The sequence below is a fragment of the Caballeronia sp. Lep1P3 genome (genome assembly GCF_022879595.1).
Lineage (GTDB): Bacteria > Pseudomonadota > Gammaproteobacteria > Burkholderiales > Burkholderiaceae > Caballeronia.
On the sequence record NZ_CP084265.1, the window covers coordinates 196,676 to 215,032 of the forward strand.

The 18,357-nt window shown below is 65.5% G+C and carries 17 protein-coding genes; 10 read left to right on the forward strand and 7 right to left on the reverse strand.

Annotated elements, in window-relative coordinates; genetic code table 11:
- Positions 1-73: 73 nt before the first annotated feature.
- The 4 genes from fliP to LDZ27_RS00865 all read left to right on the forward strand — a co-directional run bounded on the left by fliP (position 74) and on the right by LDZ27_RS00865 (position 3,311).
- Positions 74-844 (forward strand): flagellar type III secretion system pore protein FliP, encoded by a 771-nt coding sequence (fliP, locus tag LDZ27_RS00850; protein WP_244814911.1) that lies wholly within the window; start codon positions 74-76, stop codon positions 842-844.
- 11 nt (positions 845-855) lie between these two features.
- On the forward strand, positions 856-1,125 hold the full coding sequence (gene fliQ / locus LDZ27_RS00855) for a flagellar biosynthesis protein FliQ (RefSeq protein ID WP_008352562.1): 270 nt from the start codon (positions 856-858) through the stop codon (positions 1,123-1,125).
- A gap of 7 nt (positions 1,126-1,132) precedes the next feature.
- Complete coding sequence (fliR, locus tag LDZ27_RS00860; RefSeq protein WP_244814912.1) at positions 1,133-1,924, forward strand: flagellar biosynthetic protein FliR; 792 nt, start codon at positions 1,133-1,135, stop codon at positions 1,922-1,924.
- 115 nt (positions 1,925-2,039) lie between these two features.
- On the forward strand, positions 2,040-3,311 hold the full coding sequence (locus tag LDZ27_RS00865; protein WP_370653380.1) for an IS256 family transposase: 1,272 nt from the start codon (positions 2,040-2,042) through the stop codon (positions 3,309-3,311).
- A 706-nt stretch (positions 3,312-4,017) separates the two neighbouring features.
- On the opposite strand, the gene LDZ27_RS00870 is transcribed toward LDZ27_RS00865, so the two are convergent.
- The 6 genes from LDZ27_RS00870 to fliF all read right to left on the reverse strand — a co-directional run bounded on the left by LDZ27_RS00870 (position 4,018) and on the right by fliF (position 10,960).
- Entirely contained in the window at positions 4,018-5,457 is a 1,440-nt protein-coding gene (locus LDZ27_RS00870; RefSeq protein WP_244814913.1) for a flagellar hook-length control protein FliK, read from the reverse strand.
- 62 nt (positions 5,458-5,519) lie between these two features.
- Entirely contained in the window at positions 5,520-5,969 is a 450-nt protein-coding gene (gene fliJ, locus LDZ27_RS00875) for a flagellar export protein FliJ (RefSeq protein ID WP_244814914.1), read from the reverse strand.
- Between the two features lie 61 nt (positions 5,970-6,030).
- Complete coding sequence (gene fliI, locus LDZ27_RS00880) at positions 6,031-7,554, reverse strand: flagellar protein export ATPase FliI (protein ID WP_244814915.1); 1,524 nt, start codon at positions 7,552-7,554, stop codon at positions 6,031-6,033.
- Positions 7,548-8,225 carry a flagellar assembly protein FliH gene (fliH, locus tag LDZ27_RS00885; RefSeq protein ID WP_244814916.1) on the reverse strand — a complete coding sequence of 226 codons (678 nt, stop codon included), beginning with the start codon at positions 8,223-8,225 and terminating at the stop codon, positions 7,548-7,550. The genes fliI and fliH overlap by 7 nt, the downstream gene beginning before the upstream one ends.
- Positions 8,218-9,213, reverse strand: a complete 996-nt coding sequence (gene fliG / locus LDZ27_RS00890; protein ID WP_244814917.1) for a flagellar motor switch protein FliG — start codon at positions 9,211-9,213, stop codon at positions 8,218-8,220. The genes fliH and fliG overlap by 8 nt, the downstream gene beginning before the upstream one ends.
- Positions 9,203-10,960, reverse strand: coding sequence for a flagellar basal-body MS-ring/collar protein FliF (fliF, locus tag LDZ27_RS00895; protein ID WP_244814918.1), 1,758 nt, complete (start codon positions 10,958-10,960; stop codon positions 9,203-9,205). Before fliF ends, fliG begins: the two co-directional genes overlap by 11 nt.
- 253 nt (positions 10,961-11,213) lie before the next feature.
- Between fliF and fliE the strand changes: the two genes are divergently transcribed.
- The 5 genes from fliE (at position 11,214) to LDZ27_RS00920 (ending at position 14,347) form a co-directional block, all read left to right on the forward strand.
- Positions 11,214-11,579 carry a flagellar hook-basal body complex protein FliE gene (fliE, locus tag LDZ27_RS00900; RefSeq protein WP_244814919.1) on the forward strand — a complete coding sequence of 122 codons (366 nt, stop codon included), beginning with the start codon at positions 11,214-11,216 and terminating at the stop codon, positions 11,577-11,579.
- A 317-nt stretch (positions 11,580-11,896) separates the two neighbouring features.
- The gene (gene fliS, locus LDZ27_RS00905; RefSeq protein WP_244814920.1) at positions 11,897-12,316 is read left to right on the forward strand and encodes a flagellar export chaperone FliS; all 420 of its coding nucleotides are present in this window, start codon (positions 11,897-11,899) and stop codon (positions 12,314-12,316) included.
- Positions 12,317-12,347: 31 nt separating this feature from the next.
- Complete coding sequence (locus LDZ27_RS00910; protein ID WP_244814921.1) at positions 12,348-12,677, forward strand: flagellar protein FliT; 330 nt, start codon at positions 12,348-12,350, stop codon at positions 12,675-12,677.
- Between the two features lie 45 nt (positions 12,678-12,722).
- Positions 12,723-14,060: a flagellar hook-length control protein FliK gene (locus LDZ27_RS00915; protein WP_244814922.1), complete on the forward strand. Its 1,338-nt coding sequence runs from the start codon at positions 12,723-12,725 to the stop codon at positions 14,058-14,060.
- Entirely contained in the window at positions 14,057-14,347 is a 291-nt protein-coding gene (locus LDZ27_RS00920) for an EscU/YscU/HrcU family type III secretion system export apparatus switch protein (RefSeq protein WP_244814923.1), read from the forward strand. Before LDZ27_RS00915 ends, LDZ27_RS00920 begins: the two co-directional genes overlap by 4 nt.
- Positions 14,348-14,496: 149 nt before the next feature.
- On the opposite strand, the gene LDZ27_RS00925 is transcribed toward LDZ27_RS00920, so the two are convergent.
- Positions 14,497-16,206, reverse strand: coding sequence for an isovaleryl-CoA dehydrogenase (locus LDZ27_RS00925; protein ID WP_244814924.1), 1,710 nt, complete (start codon positions 16,204-16,206; stop codon positions 14,497-14,499).
- Positions 16,207-16,542: 336 nt separating this feature from the next.
- Between LDZ27_RS00925 and LDZ27_RS00930 the strand changes: the two genes are divergently transcribed.
- Complete coding sequence (locus tag LDZ27_RS00930; RefSeq protein WP_244814925.1) at positions 16,543-18,288, forward strand: OmpA family protein; 1,746 nt, start codon at positions 16,543-16,545, stop codon at positions 18,286-18,288.
- Positions 18,289-18,357 lie beyond the last annotated feature (69 nt).

An 18,357-nucleotide genomic window follows, 5' to 3' on the forward strand; every position in this document is an offset into this window, starting at 1 on the left:
TCGTCATTTTCCAGGGGCAGCGTCTTCGCAACGCGCTCAGGCGTATCAAGCACATCGCAGGCGGGAGCAAGTAATGCAGGTCAGTCGTAACATCGTGCGCGGCGTGAAGATCGCGGTTCCGGTCGTCGTCGGCCTATTGCCGATGCTCGCGTTCGCGCAAAGCACGGCGGGGCTGCCCGCCTTCAACACGAGCCCCGGCCCGAACGGCGGCACGACGTATTCGCTCAGCGTGCAGACGATGCTCCTGCTGACGATGCTCTCGTTCCTCCCCGCGATGGTCCTGATGATGACGAGCTTCACGCGCATCATCATCGTGCTGTCGCTGCTGCGTCAGGCGCTCGGCACCTCCAGCACGCCGCCGAATCAGGTGCTGGTCGGCCTCGCGCTCTTTCTCTCGTTCTTCGTGATGTCGCCGGTGCTGGACAAGGCCTACAACGACGCCTACAAGCCGTTCTCGGAAGGCCAGATCGCGATGGATCAGGCGATGACGCGCGGCGTCGCGCCGTTCAAGCAGTTCATGCTGAAGCAGACGCGCGAATCGGACCTCGCGCTGTTCGCGCGCATTTCGAAGGCTCCGCCGATGAACGGCCCCGAGGACGTGCCGCTCTCGCTGCTCGTGCCTTCGTTCATCACGAGCGAGTTGAAGACCGGGTTCCAGATCGGCTTCACGATCTTCATTCCGTTTCTCATCATCGACATGGTGGTGGCGAGCGTGCTGATGTCGATGGGCATGATGATGGTGTCGCCCTCGACGATCGCGCTGCCGTTCAAGCTGATGCTGTTCGTGCTCGTCGATGGCTGGCAGTTGCTGATCGGCTCGCTCGCGCAGAGCTTCGTATCGTAAGGAGACGCGAGATGACACCCGAATCCGTCATGACGATGGCGCACCAGGCGATGTACGTCGCGCTGCTGCTCGCCGCGCCGCTGTTGCTGGTGGCGCTGGTGGTGGGTCTTGTCGTGAGCCTTTTTCAGGCGGCCACGCAGATCAACGAATCGACGCTCTCGTTCATTCCCAAGCTGATTGCCGTTGCGGTGACGCTCGTGATTGCGGGTCCGTGGATGCTCTCGACGCTGCTCGACTACATGCGGCACGTCTTCACCATCACGCCCGCGATCACGGGCTGAGCGATCGATGTTCTCCGTCACCTATGCGCAGCTCAACGGCTGGCTGACCGCGTTCCTGTGGCCGTTCGTGCGCGTTCTCGCCTTGATTGCGACGGCGCCGGTTCTGAGCCACATGGCCATTCCGATGCGCGTGAAGATTGCGCTCGCGGCGTTCATCACGTTGATCGTCGCGCCGACGCTGCCCGCGATGCCGCAGGCGACGGTGTTTTCGGCGGCGGGCATCTGGATCATCGTGAATCAGTTTCTGATTGGCGCGGCCATCGGCATGACGATGCAGATTGCCTTCGCCGCGATCGATGCGGCGGGCGAGTTCATCGGCCAGCAGATGGGCCTTGGTTTCGCGATGCTCTACGATCCGCGCGAGGGCGGCAATGCGGTGGTCGTGTCGCGCTATCTGAACACGCTCGCGATGCTGGCGTTTCTCGTCTTCGACGGGCATCTGCAATTGATCGGCGCGCTTGTCACGACGTTCCAGAACGTGCCGATCGAGGCGAATGTGGTTGCGGCGGCATCGCATGCACAGGGCTGGCGCGTGCTCGTCGGCTATGGCGGGAGTATCTTCGGCACCGGGCTGCTCCTTTCGCTGCCGATCGTGGCGGCGTTGCTCATCGCCAATCTGGCGCTCGGGATTCTTAATCGCGCTGCGCCGCAGATCGGGATTTTCCAGGTTGGGTTTCCTGTCACCATGCTCGTGGGTTTGCTGCTTTTGCAGCTTATGGTGCCTAATTTGATGCCGTTCTTTTTGCGGGTTTTTGATGCGGGGATCGCGGAGGTGGGGCGGGTTGTTGGGGGGTTTTAGTTAGAGATTTTTTTGTTGGTGCTTAGTTTTGGTGTCGGTCTATTGGCGTTGCCCCTGTGGGACCTATCCGTAATTCCGTGGGCGAGGCATATCATGAGAGGTAAAAGTCATGGATATGCCGATGAAGAAGAAACGCACCGTCGCGTCTCAGGCAGCGGCCCGCGGGCCGCTGCCTGAGTTGCCTGAAGCGCTGCTTGATGAGCTGGTGAAGGGTCCGATGACGCCCGGTGAGGTCCAGGACCTGATGCTGGCGTTCAACAAGGCGCTCATCGAACGCGCGATGGGCGCGGAAATGAGCATGCATCTGGGCTACCGGCCCGGCCAGCCCAAGCCTGCCGAGCAGACCAATGAACGCAACGGCGCCAGCGGCAAGACCGTCATCACCGAGCGCGGCGCGGTGCGGGTCGATCTGCCGCGCGACCGTGAAGGCAGCTTCGAGCCGATCCTGATTCCCAGGCACGAGCGCCGTTTCGCGGGCTTTGACGAGCGCATCATCGCCATGTACGCACGCGGCATGAGCGTGCGCGAGATTCAGGCATTTCTGGCCGAAAGCTATGGCACCGAGGTCTCACCCGATTTCATCAGTTCGGTCACCGATGAGGTGATGGCTGAAACGCTGGCCTGGCAAAGCCGTCCACTCGAGGCGATGTACCCGGTGGTGTTCTTCGACGCGCTGCGCGTGAAGATCCGTGGCGACGGCGTGGTGAGCAACAAGGCGGTGTATCTGGCGCTGGGCATTCAGGCCGACGGCCAGCGCGACGTGCTCGGCCTGTGGATCGAGCAGACCGAAGGCGCGAAGTTCTGGCTGAAGGTGTTCAATGAACTGAAGACCAGGGGCTGCCAGGACATCCTGATCGCGGTCGTCGACGGCCTGAAGGGGCTGGCCGAGGCGATCGGCACAGCGTACCCGCGCACGGCCGTGCAGACCTGCATCGTGCACCTGATCCGCAACAGCCTGGAATACGCCAGCTACAAGGACCGTAAAAGCGTCGCCGCCGCGTTGCGTCCGATCTATGGGGCGGCCAGCGAACAGGCCGCGCAGCAGGCGCTGGAGGCCTTTGCCGAAGGGCCATGGGGCGCGAAGTATCCGACCATCGTGCAGTCATGGCGACGGGCATGGGAGAACGTCACACCGTTCTTTGTGTTTCCCCCGGCGATACGCCGGGTGGTGTACACCACCAATGCCATTGAGAGTCTGAACATGCAACTGCGCAAGATCATCAGGACGCGCGGCCACTTCCCCAACGACGAGGCCGCCATCAAGCTGCTTTGGCTGGCATTGCGCAATGTGCTGGCGAAGTCGGTACGGGCGGCATTTGACTGGTCCTCCGCCATGAACCAGTTCGCTATTCTGTTTGGAGAGCGTTTTACCAACGCACGCGGGTAACTCCGCTAACCGCCTCGCCCACAAAAACGCGGATAGGTTCCCCCTGTGCGGGGCGGCAGTCACTTTCTTTGCTTGGGACCAGAGTAAGGCGCTAAAGCGCCAACTCTGGTCGACACAAAGAAAGTGACCAAAGAAAGCAGCTTTTTGAAGCCCGCAGCATCTAACGTGCGGGCAGCTTGCGAATAGGCATTGGCCCTCGGTGAATAAACAGCCTTGAATGACCTTCCACGCCCGCTGAGCGCCACGTCCTGCGAGCCGCTTGGCTCGTCAAAACCACTCTCCCATTTCGCGTTCTCGCCTGCGGTTCGGGCCTGTTGGAGCGAACCGCATTGGCGTTTGAGACACCGGCAGTTTCCTTGCTGTAGACGCTAACGCGAGCAAGCGCGCTTACCCTTGCAAACCCTGGGTGTTAGCGAGCCAAGGGGCTCGCAGGACGTGGCGCTCAGCGGGCGTGGAAGGTCATTCAAGGCTGTTTATTCACCGAGTGCCAATGCTCTTTCCGCAAGCTGCCCACACATTAAGTGCTTTGGGCTAGAAAGCTGCTTTCTTTGGTTACTTTCTTTGCAGCAGCAAAGAAAGTGACCCCCGCCCCGGGGAGGGGCAACGCTAATAAACCGACACGAAAATAAGCACCGAAGCAAAACACCGAACAGACCGACACGAAAACTAAGCGCCAACAAAAAAGCACCGAGAAAACCCAAAAACCTCAAGCAAAAGTATCAACAAGCCCCACAGTCCGCCGGACTGAAACCCCCGCCGTGCCACCGGCAACAACGCCACCAACAGAACCACGCGCCCCGCGTTCATTCCCGCGACGATCATCCCCCTGCGACTGCCGCCCGAACCCGAACGCGGACCCGTCCGAAACACTGGTGCTGCCGAGGCTGATGCCATTCGCCTCCATCGCCTCACGCAGCTTCGGCATGGCAGCCTCGACCGCCTCCCGCACCTGCGCATGCTGCGAAACGAAGAGCGCGTGCGCGTGGTTCTCCGCGACTTGCAGCGTCACCTGCAACGGACCGAGATCCTTCGGATTCAGCGTCAATTCAGCGCTCTGCCGATCCCCCTTCGACAGAAACACGACCTTCTGGCTGAACGCATCGTCCCAGCCGGATGCGCCCACATGCGGCGCAATCGCCGCGCTGGTCGCCGCCGTCATCTCGCCCTGCGGAGCCGACACCGCCGAATTCGCCGATGCCGTCTGCATCGCCACTGCATGCGCCGCCGCATCCGCCGCCTGCTTGTACGCAGCGCTCGCGCCGTCACCCGAAGGCGCAAGCGCCGCTTGTGCCGCTTGTGCCGCTTGTGCCGCTTGCGCCGCCTGTGCCGTCGTCAGCGCAGCAGCGTCGGTGGCGGGCGCCGTTGTCGCAGCGGTTTTCGCATCGTCCGACGCAGCGCTGATCAGGCCCGTGCCGCGAGCGCCTTTCGCGCCCGCGCCGGCCAATTCGCCCTGCGTCTGTTCTTTTGCTCCGTTCACGCCGTTCCCGGCAGTCTGGGCGCCCGCTGCCGCATGAAGCGCCGCCGCATTCGCGGGCGCAGCGGTCATCGCGGCGAGCGCGGCTTGCAAAGCGTCATCCGCCGATTTCGCATCGTCGGACTTCTTCGTTTCGCCCGTCGCCGATGCATCGCCATCCGTCGATGTCACCGACGCCGCAGCATTCGCCGCATCCGCGAGATCGGCCAGCGTGGCATCGTTGGCGTCATCGCCGGCATTGGCGGCATCCGCGCGCGCCTTCGCGTCGGCGGCTGCCTTTGCCGCAGACGCAGCGGAAGCGGAAGCGCTGGAATTCGCGGCATTCGCTGAATCCGCCGTCTTCGACGGCGAATCCTTCGACGCATCTTCCGCGTGCTTCGGCGCGGCGTCGGTCTTTACGCCCGTATCCGCCGACGACGAAGCCTGCGCGTCCTTCGCGTCGTCGCCCGGTTTCGCGGCGCTCGCGTTGTCGTCGGGCTTGGGCGCGTCGTGCACGCTCGATTTATCGCCCGCTGCGAGCGTTTGCGCGGCGAGCGCTTCCGCGTTGGCGCGGTCGGTGATGCCCTGCAGCGTCAGCCCGAACGACGCGCCCGCGCTTGCCGCACGCTTCGCGGCCAATGCGCTCGACGATGTTGCGCCCGTCTGCGCGCCGATTGAAGTAACGGAGGACATGTTCGGCCTCTTGGATCCGGTAAGTGAAATACAAATACACGCGGCAAAGCGCCGCTAAATCATCAGGCTCGCTGGGCGCGCATGCGCAGCACCTTGGCCGCATGCTCGTCCGCTTCGCGCTGTTCTACGCGCGCCGCTTGCTTCGCGAGAATCGCCTCGCCGCGCGCGGCCAGCACTTCGTAGCTGCCCACTTTCTGCTTCTTCATCCGCCATTCGGGTTTCGCCGCCTCGATGCGCTGGTCGGCCATCAGAAGCGCCGTGCGCTGCTGCGCGATCGCGGCATCGAGCGTATCGACGAATGCCTGGAAGTTGCGCAGCGTCTGCGCGGTCGTGCCTTGCTGCGCCGACGCCGTGAAACGCGCGTGATATTCGTCGCGATAAGTCACGAGCGAATTCATCTGCGCCTCGATGTCGTTGCGTTCCTGCTGCAGTTTCCCGAGCTTCTTGGTGACGGCGTCGAGTTCTTCCTGCGCAAGCTCGATGAGTGTGTTGATCGGCAGATTTTTGGACATGAACGTGGCGGTCTCTGTGGTCTTCGTGTGCTACGCGTTCTTATGAGGAATGGCTCGAATACTAGTCGAAAAGCCTGTGCAGCAAATCGAGGCTCGGTTCAAAATTTGCCTGCTCGCGGAAGCCTTGCTGTAAAAACTGCTCCATGCGCGGATACAGCGCAATCGCGCGGTCGAGCAGCGCATCGCGTCCGCTCGAATACGCGCCCACGTTGATGAGATCGCGGTTGCGCTGATAGCGCGAGAGCATCTGCTTGAAGAGACGCACGCGCTCGAGATGCTTGTCGTCGATGATCGACGTCATCACGCGGCTGATCGACTGTTCGATGTCGATGGCCGGGTAATGTCCCGCCTCCGCCAGCGACCGGTTCAGCACGATATGGCCGTCGAGAATCGCGCGGGCGGAATCGGCGATCGGGTCCTGCTGGTCGTCGCCTTCGGTCAGCACCGTGTAGAACGCGGTAATGGACCCGCCGCCTTCCGGTCCGTTGCCCGTGCGTTCGACGAGCGCCGGCAGCTTCGCGAACACGGATGGCGGATAGCCCTTCGTCGCGGGCGGCTCGCCAATCGCGAGCGCGATTTCGCGCTGCGCCATCGCGTAGCGCGTGAGCGAATCCATCAGCATCAGAACGTGTTTGCCCTGATCGCGGAAATATTCGGCGAGCGAGGTCGTGTACGCGGCGGCCTGCATGCGCAGCACCGGCGACACGTCCGCGGGCGCCGCGACGACGACCGAGCGCGCGAGTCCGTCCTCGCCCAGAATCTGCTCGATGAATTCCTTCACTTCGCGGCCACGCTCGCCGATCAGCCCGATCACGATGACTTCGGCGCTCGTGTAGCGCGCCATCGTGCCGAGCAGCACCGATTTACCGACGCCCGAGCCCGCGAAGAGGCCCATGCGCTGTCCGCGCCCGACGGTGAGCAGCGAGTTGATCGCGCGCACGCCGACATCGAGCACCTTGTGGATCGGCTCGCGGTTGAGCGGATTGATGACCGGCCCGGCGAGCGGCGCATCGACTTTCGCGCCGAGCGGCCCGAGACCGTCGAGCGGACGCCCGGACGCATCGACCACGCGGCCGAGCATTTCCCAGCCGACAGGAAGACGCTTCGCGCCCGCCATCGGATCGTTGATCGGCGCGCTTTCGAGCGGATAGACGCGCGCGCCGGGCAAGAGGCCCGCGACTTCGGTCGTCGGCATCAGAAAGAGCTTGTCGCCCGCGAAGCCCACGACTTCGGCTTCGGCGGTCGGAATCGCGCTGCCGGGCGGCAGCTCGATCATGCATTCGGAGCCGACGCCCATCTTCAGGCCGACCGCTTCGAGCACGAGACCCGCCGCGCGCGTGAGCCGCCCGCATGGACGCAGGGGCCTCGCGATCGCGTTGCGCGATTTCATCGCGTCGAGCTTCTCGCGCCACGCGTCGATGTGCGGATTGCCGGCGAGCTGCGCGAGCTCGGCGATGGTGCGCGCGGCATGCGCATCGGGCGTGTCGTCGCCGTTGACATCGCTCGCGAGCGGCCCGAACGACGCGCGCGCGATTTCCTGTTCCAGCGCCGAGAATCCGTCCTGCGTGATCCGGTTGTTCACCACGGCTTGTTCCTCCCGAGCGCGGCGGCGACGCGTTCCCAGCGCGATGCGTTGGTCGCGTCGACTTCGCCGGTTGCGGCGTGCGCCTTGCAGCCGCCGCGTTCGATGGCCGGGTCCGGACGCACGGTCCAGCCGGCGGCTTCGAGTTCTTCCTTCAGATACGAGTCGACGACGGGCAAATCCGCCGGACTCACGACGAGCGTCGGCGCGCCCGAAAGCTCCGGCTCGGCCGCGATCACTTCGCGCGCGACGGCGACGAGCGCGGTCGGATCGAGCGCGAGATGCTGACGCACGACCTGCTGCGCGATATCGATGGCGAGCGCGGCGAGCGTCTCCGCGATGGCGGCATCGGCGGCCTGCAGCGCGGTCCTGAACGTATCGGCGATCTGCGCGAGTTGCGCGGCCTCTGCGAGCGCTTCCTTGCGGCCCTCTTCGAAACCCTTCGCGTTGCCTTGTTCGAAGCCCGCCTTGAAGCCGTGCGCCTGACCCGCGACGTGGCCCTTCGCGAGCCCTTGCGCGTGCGCGTCTTCCTCGACGCGGCGCAGATGCGCTTCGAGCGCCGCCTGGTCCGCCGCGCTGTTGTCGACGGTGACGGGATCGAACGACGCCATCTCCCAGCGCTGATACGCTGAGACCTGCGCCTTCCCGTTCTGCGTGCGGGCCGCGTCAGACATACGCGTCCTCCGCCTTGCCGCCTAGCTGGATCTGGCCGTTTTCTGCGAGATTGCGCACGATTTGCAGAATCTTGCGCTGCTGCTGCTCCACTTCCGAGACGCGCACCGGACCGCGCGAATCGAGGTCTTCCGCGAGCAGTTCGGCCGCGCGCTGCGACATGTTCGACAGGAACTTCTGACGCAGTCCCGGCTGCGCGCCCTTGAGCGAGACGATCAGCGTTTCGGATTCCACTTCCTTCAGCAGCAACTGGATCGCGCGGTCTTCCAGGTCGAGCAGGTTCTCGAACACGAACATCTGGTCGATGATCTTCTGCGCGAGTTCGGCGTCGTATTCGCGCACGTTCGACAGCACGCCTTCTTCGTGATTGCTCGACATGAAGTTGAGAATTTCCGCCGCCGTGCGGATGCCGCCCATCGGCGCGCGCTTCAGGTTGTCGCTGCCGGAGAGGAGCGTCGTCAGCACGTCGTCGAGTTCGCGCAGCGCGGCGGGCTGAATGCCGTCGAGCGTCGCGATGCGCAGCAGCACGTCGTTGCGCAGGCGGTCGGTCAGAAGCGCCACGATTTCCGACGCCTGATCGCGGTCCAGATGCACGAGGATCGTCGCGATGATCTGCGGATGCTCGTTCTTGATGAGTTCCGCGACCGCGCCCGAGTCCATCCACTTCAGGCCTTCGATGCCGCTCGTGTCGCTGCCTTGCAGAATGCGGTCGATGAGCGCGCCGGCCTTGGTTTCGCCGAGCGCCTTCGTCAGCACGGTGCGGATGTATTCGCTCGAATCCAGCGAGAGCGCGGTGTGTTTTTCCGCTTCCACGACGAACTCGGTCAGCACGTTGTCGAGCTGCTCGCGGGTCACGTTCTTGAGCGACGCCATCGTCGCGCCGATCTTCTGCACCTCGCGCGGGGCGAGATACTTGAAAACGTCGGCGGCTTCTTCCTCGCCGATCGACATCAGCAGGAGGGCGGCTTTATTCAGGCCTTCAGCGTTCATCGGACACCCAGTTCTTGACGACCGTCGCGACGATTCTCGCGTCCTGACGCGCGATCATCCGCGCGTAGTCGAGATTGCGATCGAATTTCGCCTTGTTGCTTTCATGACCGAGGAGATTCACCTCGGCATCCTTGTCTTCATCGTCCTTCTTCTCGCCGTTGAAAGAAGGGCCGTCCAGCACAGAGAGGTCGTCCGGCGAGCCGAGCGAGGGCGCGGCGGGTTCGGGCGGCGGGAACGCGCGGCGCATCGCCGGCTTCACCATGCTGAAGTAGAGGAACAGCGCGACGATGCCGATGCCCACGTACTTCGCGAGCGAAATGCCGCGCGCGATCATGTCGGGCGTGCGCCACCACGGGACGTCCGGCGTCGCGTCGAGGTCCGACGAAAATGCGCTGTTGACCACGTTCACCGAATCGCCGCGCTTTTCGTCGAAGCCCATCGCGTCCTTCACGAGCTGCTGCACTTGCGCGAGCTTGTCGGCGGTGAGCGGCGTCATCGTGACCTTGCCCTTCGCGTCGATCTGCCTTTCGTAATTGACGACCACCGCGACCGACAGACGCTTGATGCCGCCCGTCGCCTGCTCGAAGTGGCGCACGGTGCGATCGACTTCGTAGTTGGTCGTCGTGTCCTTGCGCAGATTCGTCGGCGTGGCTTTCGTCGCGGCCGCCCCCGATGCCGCCGCGTCGATCGGCGCGGAAGCCGGCTGCGGCGGCTGATTCGAGAGCGCGCCCGGCACGCCCGACGCGCCGCTGCCCGACGTTTCGCTCGATTCGCTCGACTGCTGGCTGCGAATCGCCGTGCTTTGCGGATTGGCGTTCGGGCCGTAGCTCTCGGCGGTCTGCTCGAGCTTCGAGAAGTCGATGTCGGCGCTCACCTGCGAGCGCGCATTGCCGGCGCCGAAGAGCGGCGCGAGGATCGCGTCGATGCGCTTTTGCGTGTTGTGCTCGATCTGCTGCACGTACTTCAGTTGCGACGCATCGAGGCCATTCACCGCGCTCTGGCTCGTGAGCAGGTTGCCGTCCTGATCGACGATGTTCACGTTGCGCACCGGCATGTCCGGCACGCCCGACGACACCATGTGCGCGATCGCGAGCACCTGGCCTTCGTCCAGCACGCGGCCCGGATACAGGTTGATGAGCACGGAGGCGGTCGGCAGTTCCTTGTCGCGCACGAAGACGCTCGGCTTCGGAATGGCCAGATGCACGCGCGCCGACTTCACCGACGAAATGGAGCCGATGGTGCGCTCCAGCTCGCCTTCGAGCGCGCGCTGATAGTTGATCTGCTCGGCGAACTGGCTGATGCCGAACTTCTGGTTGTCCATCAGCTCGAAGCCGACCGAGCCGTTCTTCGGCAGGCCCTGGCTCGCGAGACGCAGACGCGTTTCGTGAACCTGCTCGGCCGGCACGAGGATCGCCCCGCCGCCGTCGGAGAGCTTGTACGGAATGTTGCCCTGCTGGAGCGCGGTAACGATTGCGCCGCCGTCGCGATCCGACAGATTGCTGAAGAGCACGCGGTAATCCGGCTGGCGCGACCACATGACGAGACCGGCGACGACCATCGCGAGCACCGCGACCGCGATGATCAGCGGCACGCGCGGGTTCGAGCGGAACTGCGAGAGCATCGGCACGCGCTGCGCGAAGCCGCCGCCGAGCGAGCCCGCGGCGGGCGCCGCGGCCGCGCCGGGCTGCGCACCCGCCAGGCCCATTCTGGCGTCGGGCGTGATCAATGAATTGTTGGGCGTTTCCATTTAGCGTCGAAGCTCCGAATCTTTTGCGCCTTCCTGCGCCGCCGCGTTTTCGTTAAGCGGCTGAGGAAGTCTTTTCACGATGGGGATTATCCGCACAACATTGCAAGTCGATTCGGTGAATAGAGCGGGGTTTTCCCCGTTCTTCGCACGCTTTGGAAACGGGCCCGCTGCTAATCTTTTTCATACCCGGACGAGGCTTTTCAACGCCCGCCGAACGCATGAAGTCACGCGCAACCTGTCACACGGAGTCAACATGAACTTTCCGATCAATCCGCTTTCCGCCGCGCTCGGCGCCATTCAGTCGATGTCGGCGCAGGCCGCCGGCGGCGCGGGCAGCGCATCCACGGTCGCGTCCGGCGCGGTCGCGGGTCAGGGCGGCTCGGGCGCGGTGAGCGCGGGCAGTTTCGCGGACGCGCTGAAATCGTCGATCGACAAGATCAGCGACAACCAGACGAGCGCGCTCAACGAAGCGCACGCATTCGAGATCGGCGCGCCGAACGTATCGCTCAACGACGTGATGGTGGACATGCAGAAGGCGAACGTCGGCCTGCAATTCGGGCTGCAGGTGCGCAACAAGCTCGTCTCCGCCTACAACGACATCATGCAAATCTCCGTCTGACGCGAGCGCCGCGCGCGGTCCCGCTGTGCCTGGCACCCGCTCGAAGCCTTGTGCCCTAAAGCTTTGCCGCGTTTCTCCGATAACCCCGATAACAGCACGGCGAACGATGGTTCGCTCGCGAAAGCGGGCGCGGCCTTCGTGTTTCACGCCGGCGCCGGAGTCGGGCCGCGAAACCGGCGGCTTCGGCAAGCGCACAGCAACCATCTTGCAGGGAGCGAGCGAAGAGGCCGAAGCTCTTGCGCTCGCGTACCGCAACCACATGCAGAGGGACGAGATCGCGGCCGAAGCGCCCGGTCCCGTGTCCGGGAGAGCCATCGATGTTTTCGCAGGGACAGGCGGGAGCCAACGCATACGCGCGCGTCGGCGTTCAGACAGGCGTCATGGGAGCCAGCCCGCACCGGCTCATCGTGATGCTCTATCAGGGCGCGCGGCAGGCCATCGCGCAGGCGCGGATGCATTTGCAGCAGAACAACGTGAGCGCACGCGGCATGGCGATCAGCAAGGCGATCAGCATCATCGAGAGCGGTTTGCAGCAGGCGTTGAACAAGGAAGCGGGCGGCGAGATCGCGCAGCGACTCGACGCGCTCTACGCCTACATGACGCGCCGTCTGCTCGAGGCGAACATGCAGCAGGACGAGAAGATGCTCGTGGAAGTCGACGACCTGCTCGCGACGCTGGAAGAAGCGTGGGTGGGAATCGGACAGGAAGTGGCACAGATGACCGCGGCGGCAGTCTGAAAGGAAAGCGGCGGGCGACTGCCGGAGAAGAATGAAAACGACAGAACAATACTTCGCTCACTACGAAGCCATCGCCGCGCTTTCCGCACAAATGCTGATGGCGGCGCGCGAAGGCGAATGGAGCGATCTGAAGGCGATGCAGGGTACGTATCGCGAGTTGATCGACCAGTTGAAGGAGACGGACGCGGGCTCGGTACTCGACGAGACCGCCCGGGCGCGCAAGCTCCATCTGGTGAAGAAGATTCTCGCCGATGACGCCGCCATCCGCGATCTGAGTTCGCCGAGTCTCGCGCGGCTCTCCGCGCTTTTTACGGTCAACAGCCCGGCGCGCGTCCTGAAGAAGATGATCGGACTGCGCTAGGGCAAACGCGCCGCGACGTATCGCGGACGCACTTGAGGATCTCGCATGACTGGACTCGACTCCGCGCTCGCAGCACTCTTCGCCAGCCGCACGGATCTCGTCCTGTCCGCGATCCGCGCGGCCGATGCCGTGAACGGCGCGGCCGGCGCCGCCGCTGGCCGCACGACGACGCAAGCGGGCACCCCGTCTTCCGTCGATACGGCGCAGACGCCGACGGCCGCCGCGAGCGATGCGGGCGCACCGGCGGCATCGGCGCAAACGCAGCTTTCCAGCGTCGCGCGCACGCTCGACGTGATTTCGCGGCTCGGCGGCGCGGCGCCGCCCGTTCTCGGCGACGTCCCGCTGTGGCCGACGCCGCCGCGCCCCGCGAGCGCCTTCGCCGCGCTCACCACCGGACTTTTCGATACCGCGTTCTCGTCGAACGCCGCCGCCGTCGCGGCTGCACGCGCCGCGAGCCAGAATCTGCCGCCGCTGCCGGCATCGGTGCTGGCGGGCGAACTCGCCAAGACCGTCGGCGAGAGCGGGCTTTTCTACGAATCACACCTCGCGCAGTGGCTCGCGGGACAGCGCAGCGCGGCTTCGCTCGGCAACGAGCCGCAGGCGCGCGCCGATGCCCGCTCGCTCACGTTGCCGCTCGATTTCGAGGGCGAACCGCCTCTCGGCGAAACCCACGTTGCGCCCGACTTCCCCGACGCTTCCCCGACGATGCCCGCGCGCGCCGTCGCGATGCCGCAAACGCCGCAGCAGGCGGCGGCGCTCGCGGCATCGGTGCGCGATGCGCCCGCGTCGGCGTTATCGAGCTCGCAGAATGGCGGCGCGGGCGCGAATGGGAGCACGGCGTCCGCGCCCGCGCAGGCGGAACCGCATGAATCGGCGATGCAGGCGTCGATGGCGGCGGGCATTCATCCGTCGACGCTCGCTGTCGTGCGCCAGCAGCTCGACGTGCTCGCCAATGGCCAGTTTCGCTGGCAGGGCGAGGCGTGGCCGGGCACGCGCTTCCAGTGGGAAATCGGCCCCGAGCCGCGCGACGCGCGCACGCCGGAACCCGCCGCCGACGAGCGCGCCTGGCGCACCCGCGTGACGCTTTCGCTGCCCGCGCTCGGCATGGTCGACGCCGAACTGGTGCTGACCGGCGGGAAGCTCGCCGCGCGCATCAAGGCGAGCGACAAGGGCGCGGGCCGGCTCGCGGCCCAGGGCACGGCGTTCGCGCGCCAACTGGAGGCGGCGGGCATCGCGCTGGCGTCGTTTTCGGTGCGTTCGATCGACGGCAGCGCGGACATCGACCTGACGGGCGACGAAAGCCGCGCGGCCGCGAAAGCCGTGCGCTCGCCGCTGGAACATCTCTTTCGCGCATCGCCGCGCGGCGAAGGAGGCGCGTCATGAGCACGCCCTACAACCGCAAGCAGGCGACGGCGCTCGCCTACGAAACCGGCAACCGCGAAGCGACGCCGCGCGTGGTCGCGAAGGGCTACGGACTCGTCGCGGAAATGATCGTGCAGCGCGCGAAGGAAGCGGGCGTCTATGTGCACGACTCGCCGGAAATGGTGTCGCTGCTGATGCAGGTCGATCTCGATTCGCACATTCCGCCCGCGCTGTATCAGGCGGTGGCGGAGTTGCTGTCGTGGGTTTACCGGCTGGAAAACGAGGAGCCGATGCGCGGCGTGCGCTGACGCATCACCGCAAACATCGACGAAAACCATCGCCGCGACTTGTCGCCGTAAAGCATCGCCGCCAAATATCGCCGAAAAGCATCGCGGTAAAACACCGCCGTAAAACGTCGCCGCAAAACATCGCCGAAAAGCATCGCGACTTCGCCGCGCTATCGCTCGAAGGCCCGCTGCACGATTCGCTCATGGTCGAACCGCGCCGGCAACGTGCCGTACACGCGGCCCGTTTCGCCGCGCGCATCGCCGAGCCGCGTTTCGATGAACGCCTGCGCCACGTCTTCCGGCGCATGCCGCGCGAGCAGCACGCCCTGCGCGCACAACGCGAGTTGCTGCGCGATGCGCCGCGCCGACGCCTCGCGCGATGCGGCATCGTCCGTCAGCATGCCGGCTAGCGCGCGAAGCGCCGCCGCGAGCGCCGGATGGCGCGCGCCCGCGCTCGCCCAGTCGTCGAAAAGCGCATGCGCCGCGTCCTGTTCGCGCTCGAACGCGCGCAGCACGTCGAGGCACATTACGTTGCCCGAACCTTCCCAGATCGAATTGACCGGCGCCTCGCGATAGAAGCGCGCCATCGGCCCGGTTTCGACGTAGCCGTTGCCGCCCCAGACTTCCATCGCCTCGCCGGTGAATTCGAGCGCGCGCTTGCAGACCCAGAACTTCGCCGCCGGCGTCACGATGCGCCGCCACGCGCGCGCGGCAAGCGCATCCTTCGACGCCGCGCTCTCCTCGAACGCGCCCGCGAGCCGCATGAACAGCACGGTCGCCGCTTCCGATTCCAGCGCGAGATCCGCGAGCACGTTGCGCATCAGCGGCTGATCGGCGAGCCGCGCGCCGAATGCGCTGCGATGCCGCGCGTGATGAATCGCCTGGACGAGCGCCGCGCGCATCAGCGCCGCGCTGCCGATCACGCAATCGAGCCGCGTGGTGTTCGCCATTTCGATGATCGTCGGCACGCCGCGTCCTTCGTCGCCGATCATCACGCCGTAGGCATCGAGAAATTCGACTTCGCTGCTCGCGTTCGAGCGATTGCCGAGCTTGTCCTTCAGACGCTGAATCTGAACCGCGTTCTTGCGGCCATCCGGTGCGAAGCGCGGCACGTAGAAGCACGACAGCGCGCCTTCGTCGGCGGTGCGCGCGAGCACGAGATGCGCGTCGCACTGCGGCGCGGAGAAAAACCATTTGTGCCCGACCAGCCGATACGCCGCGCCGCGCCCCGCCGCGCCGAGCGAAAACGCGCGCGTGCGGTTGCTGCGCACGTCCGAACCGCCCTGTTTCTCGGTCATGCCCATGCCGATCATCATCGAGCGCTTGCCCGCTTCCAGCGCGATGTCGCGCGGATCGTGCTCGCGCGAGAGCAGCGGGGCGGCGAGCCGCGCGTAGAGCGCCGGCTCGTTGCGCAAAACGGGGATGCTCGCGAAGGTCATCGTGATCGGGCAGAGCGAACCGGATTCGAGCTGTCCGTGCAGAAAGTAGCCGGCGCATCGCGCGGCCATCGATCCGGCTCGCGCGTCCGGCTCGAACGGCAGCGCGTGCAGGCCTTCGTGCCGCAGACGCCGCAGCAATTCGTGCCACGCGGGATGAAATTCGAGCGCATCGACGCGTTCGCCGCGCGCATCGTGCGTGGCGAGTTCGGGCGTATGGCGGTTGGCGAGATCGGCGAGCGCGAGCGCATCGGGCTTCGCGAGCGCGCGGCCGTCGCGGGCGAGCGCCTCGGCGTGCCAGCCGGCGCCTTCGCGCTCGACGGCGGCACCGAGCGCGGGATCGGCGGCGAACGGGTCGTAATCGCAGAGCGGCGGCGCCTGGTTCGTGACGTCGTGCGTCTGTCCGAAACGATGCGCCTGCCAGTCGTTCAAGGGCGAATTCATGCGGAGGTCTCCTGTTCGCGTCGCGCGGCGGCCGGCGAGTTGCCGTGTCGCCGCGACAGTGCGCCGAGGCGCCGCGCAAGCCATCTCGAATCAATCCATCATAGGCCGCGCGCGAAGCGGGCGAGTAGACGCATCGCTCGGTTCAACGTGGCGGCGCGGCGCGGCGCGCTTGTCACAGCGCCGCGAACTCTTCTTAGGCGCAGTCCCAAAATTCCTATGCCTGAGACAAATCCGATTGTTCAGTGAGCCGGACTGACGGACAGGACCCCGAACCTATAATCGGACGGCACGAGCGGGCCGAAGAGCCCGAATCCGCCTTTACTGGAAGTCTTCTCAATGAGCATTAACCTCAATCAGTTGGTACAAGGCGCTTTCAATGAAAGCGTATTGGAGCAGGCCGCCGCGCGCGTCGGCTGCTCGCCGGAGTTGGCCAAGCGCGTCGTGTCGCTGTGCGGCCCCGCACTCATCGGCTCGATCATGAACAAGGCGTCGTCGCTCGAAGGCGCCCGCGCGCTCTTCGCAGCCGTCATGTCGCCGACGGTGAACGCGCACATCGCCGAAGAGCTGCCGATGTTCGTCACGCGCGACGAAGGCATGCGTCAACTTTTGTCGACGAGCGTTTCCGTGGATGGCGCCGTGGCGTCGCACGACAGCGTGAATCTGCTGAGCGAACGCATCTCCGAATACACCGGCGTCGCGGCGGGCGCCACGCGCACGCTGGCGGGCGCGGTCGGCGCGACCATTCTCGGGCTGCTCAAGCGCCATTTGACGCAGCAGAACGGACAGGTCGGCCAGTTGCCGACGCTGCTCGGCCATCAGCTTCCCGTGGTCCGCGCGAACATGACCGATGCGTTCGCGCAGGCGCTCGGGCTCGGCCCGGTCGGTGGCTTCCTCGCGGGCGTCGCGTCGCGGCTGAAGGCAGTGTCGTCGCATCTGGAGCATCCCGCCACGCAGGAGGCGTCCGCGTTCCCGCTTCAGAGCGATCTCTACCCCGCGCCTCAAACCGACGAAGCCCAGCCGAAGCAGAGCAGCCGTAAATGGATCTGGGTCGCGAACGCCGCCGCGCTCGCGCTGTTGGCGGCGCTCGTCGCGCGCGGTTGCTCCACCGCCGACAAGCCGAAGGAAGACGCCGTGGACGCGCAGGCGGACACGTCGGCGGCGGCGGTGTCGTCGGCCATCGCGACCGATTCGGCAAGCGCTTCGGCGGCTGACGCCGGGGCGTCGGCGTCGGAACAGGCGTCGTCGCCGGCGTTCATGCCGACGCTCATGCCCGGCAAGGACGCGCTCGCCAGCGTCTCGGTCGATGCCGCCGGCGTGCCCACGCTCAAGGCGACCGTCGGCACCGACGAAGAGCGGCAGCACCTGATCGACGAGTTGTCGTCGAAACTGGGCGCGGACAAGTTCCACGCGAAAGTGACGGTCGATCCGGACACGAAGCCGTCCGCATGGATCGGCAAGCTGGACAAGCTCTTGCCCGTCTTCACGCTGCCCGGCGCGAGCGTGCAGATTACCGGCGACACGATTCAGCTCGATGGCGCCGCCGCCGACGCAAAGCTCGGCTGGATGGACAAGCTCAAGGCGCTGTTCGGCGCGGGCTGGAGCGTCGGGAAGGCGCCTGTTCGCGAAGGCGCGGCCTCGGCTTCGGCTTCGGCGCCGGCCTCGGCTTCTACGCCCGCTTCCGTGGCTTCCGTTTCGGCGAATTCGATGGGATGCGAGGCCCCCGCCATCGCCCGCATGCTCAACCTGAAGCCGATCAATTTCCGCACCGGCTCGAACACGCCGCCCGCCGCTGCCATGGCGGCGCTGGCGAAGTCGGCGGAAACGCTCAAGGAATGCGATGCGCGCGCCACGCCGATCAAGCTGCAGATCGCCGGCTATTCGGACAACACCGGTGAAGCGGCGCTCAACGTGCAGTTGTCGAAGAAGCGCGCGGAGTCCGTGCGCGCTTATCTCGTGAAGCACGGCATTCCGGCGAACTCGCTCACGGCCGTAGGCTTCGGCGAAGCGCATCCGATCGCGGACAATGCCACGCCGGCGGGACGCATGGCGAACCGCCGCATCGAGTTCAAGCAACTGAACTGACCGGCTGACCAGTCGTCGCGAAACGCGCCGGGTCGCTGTACGCGATGCCGGCGCGTTGCGCTTTTGGGA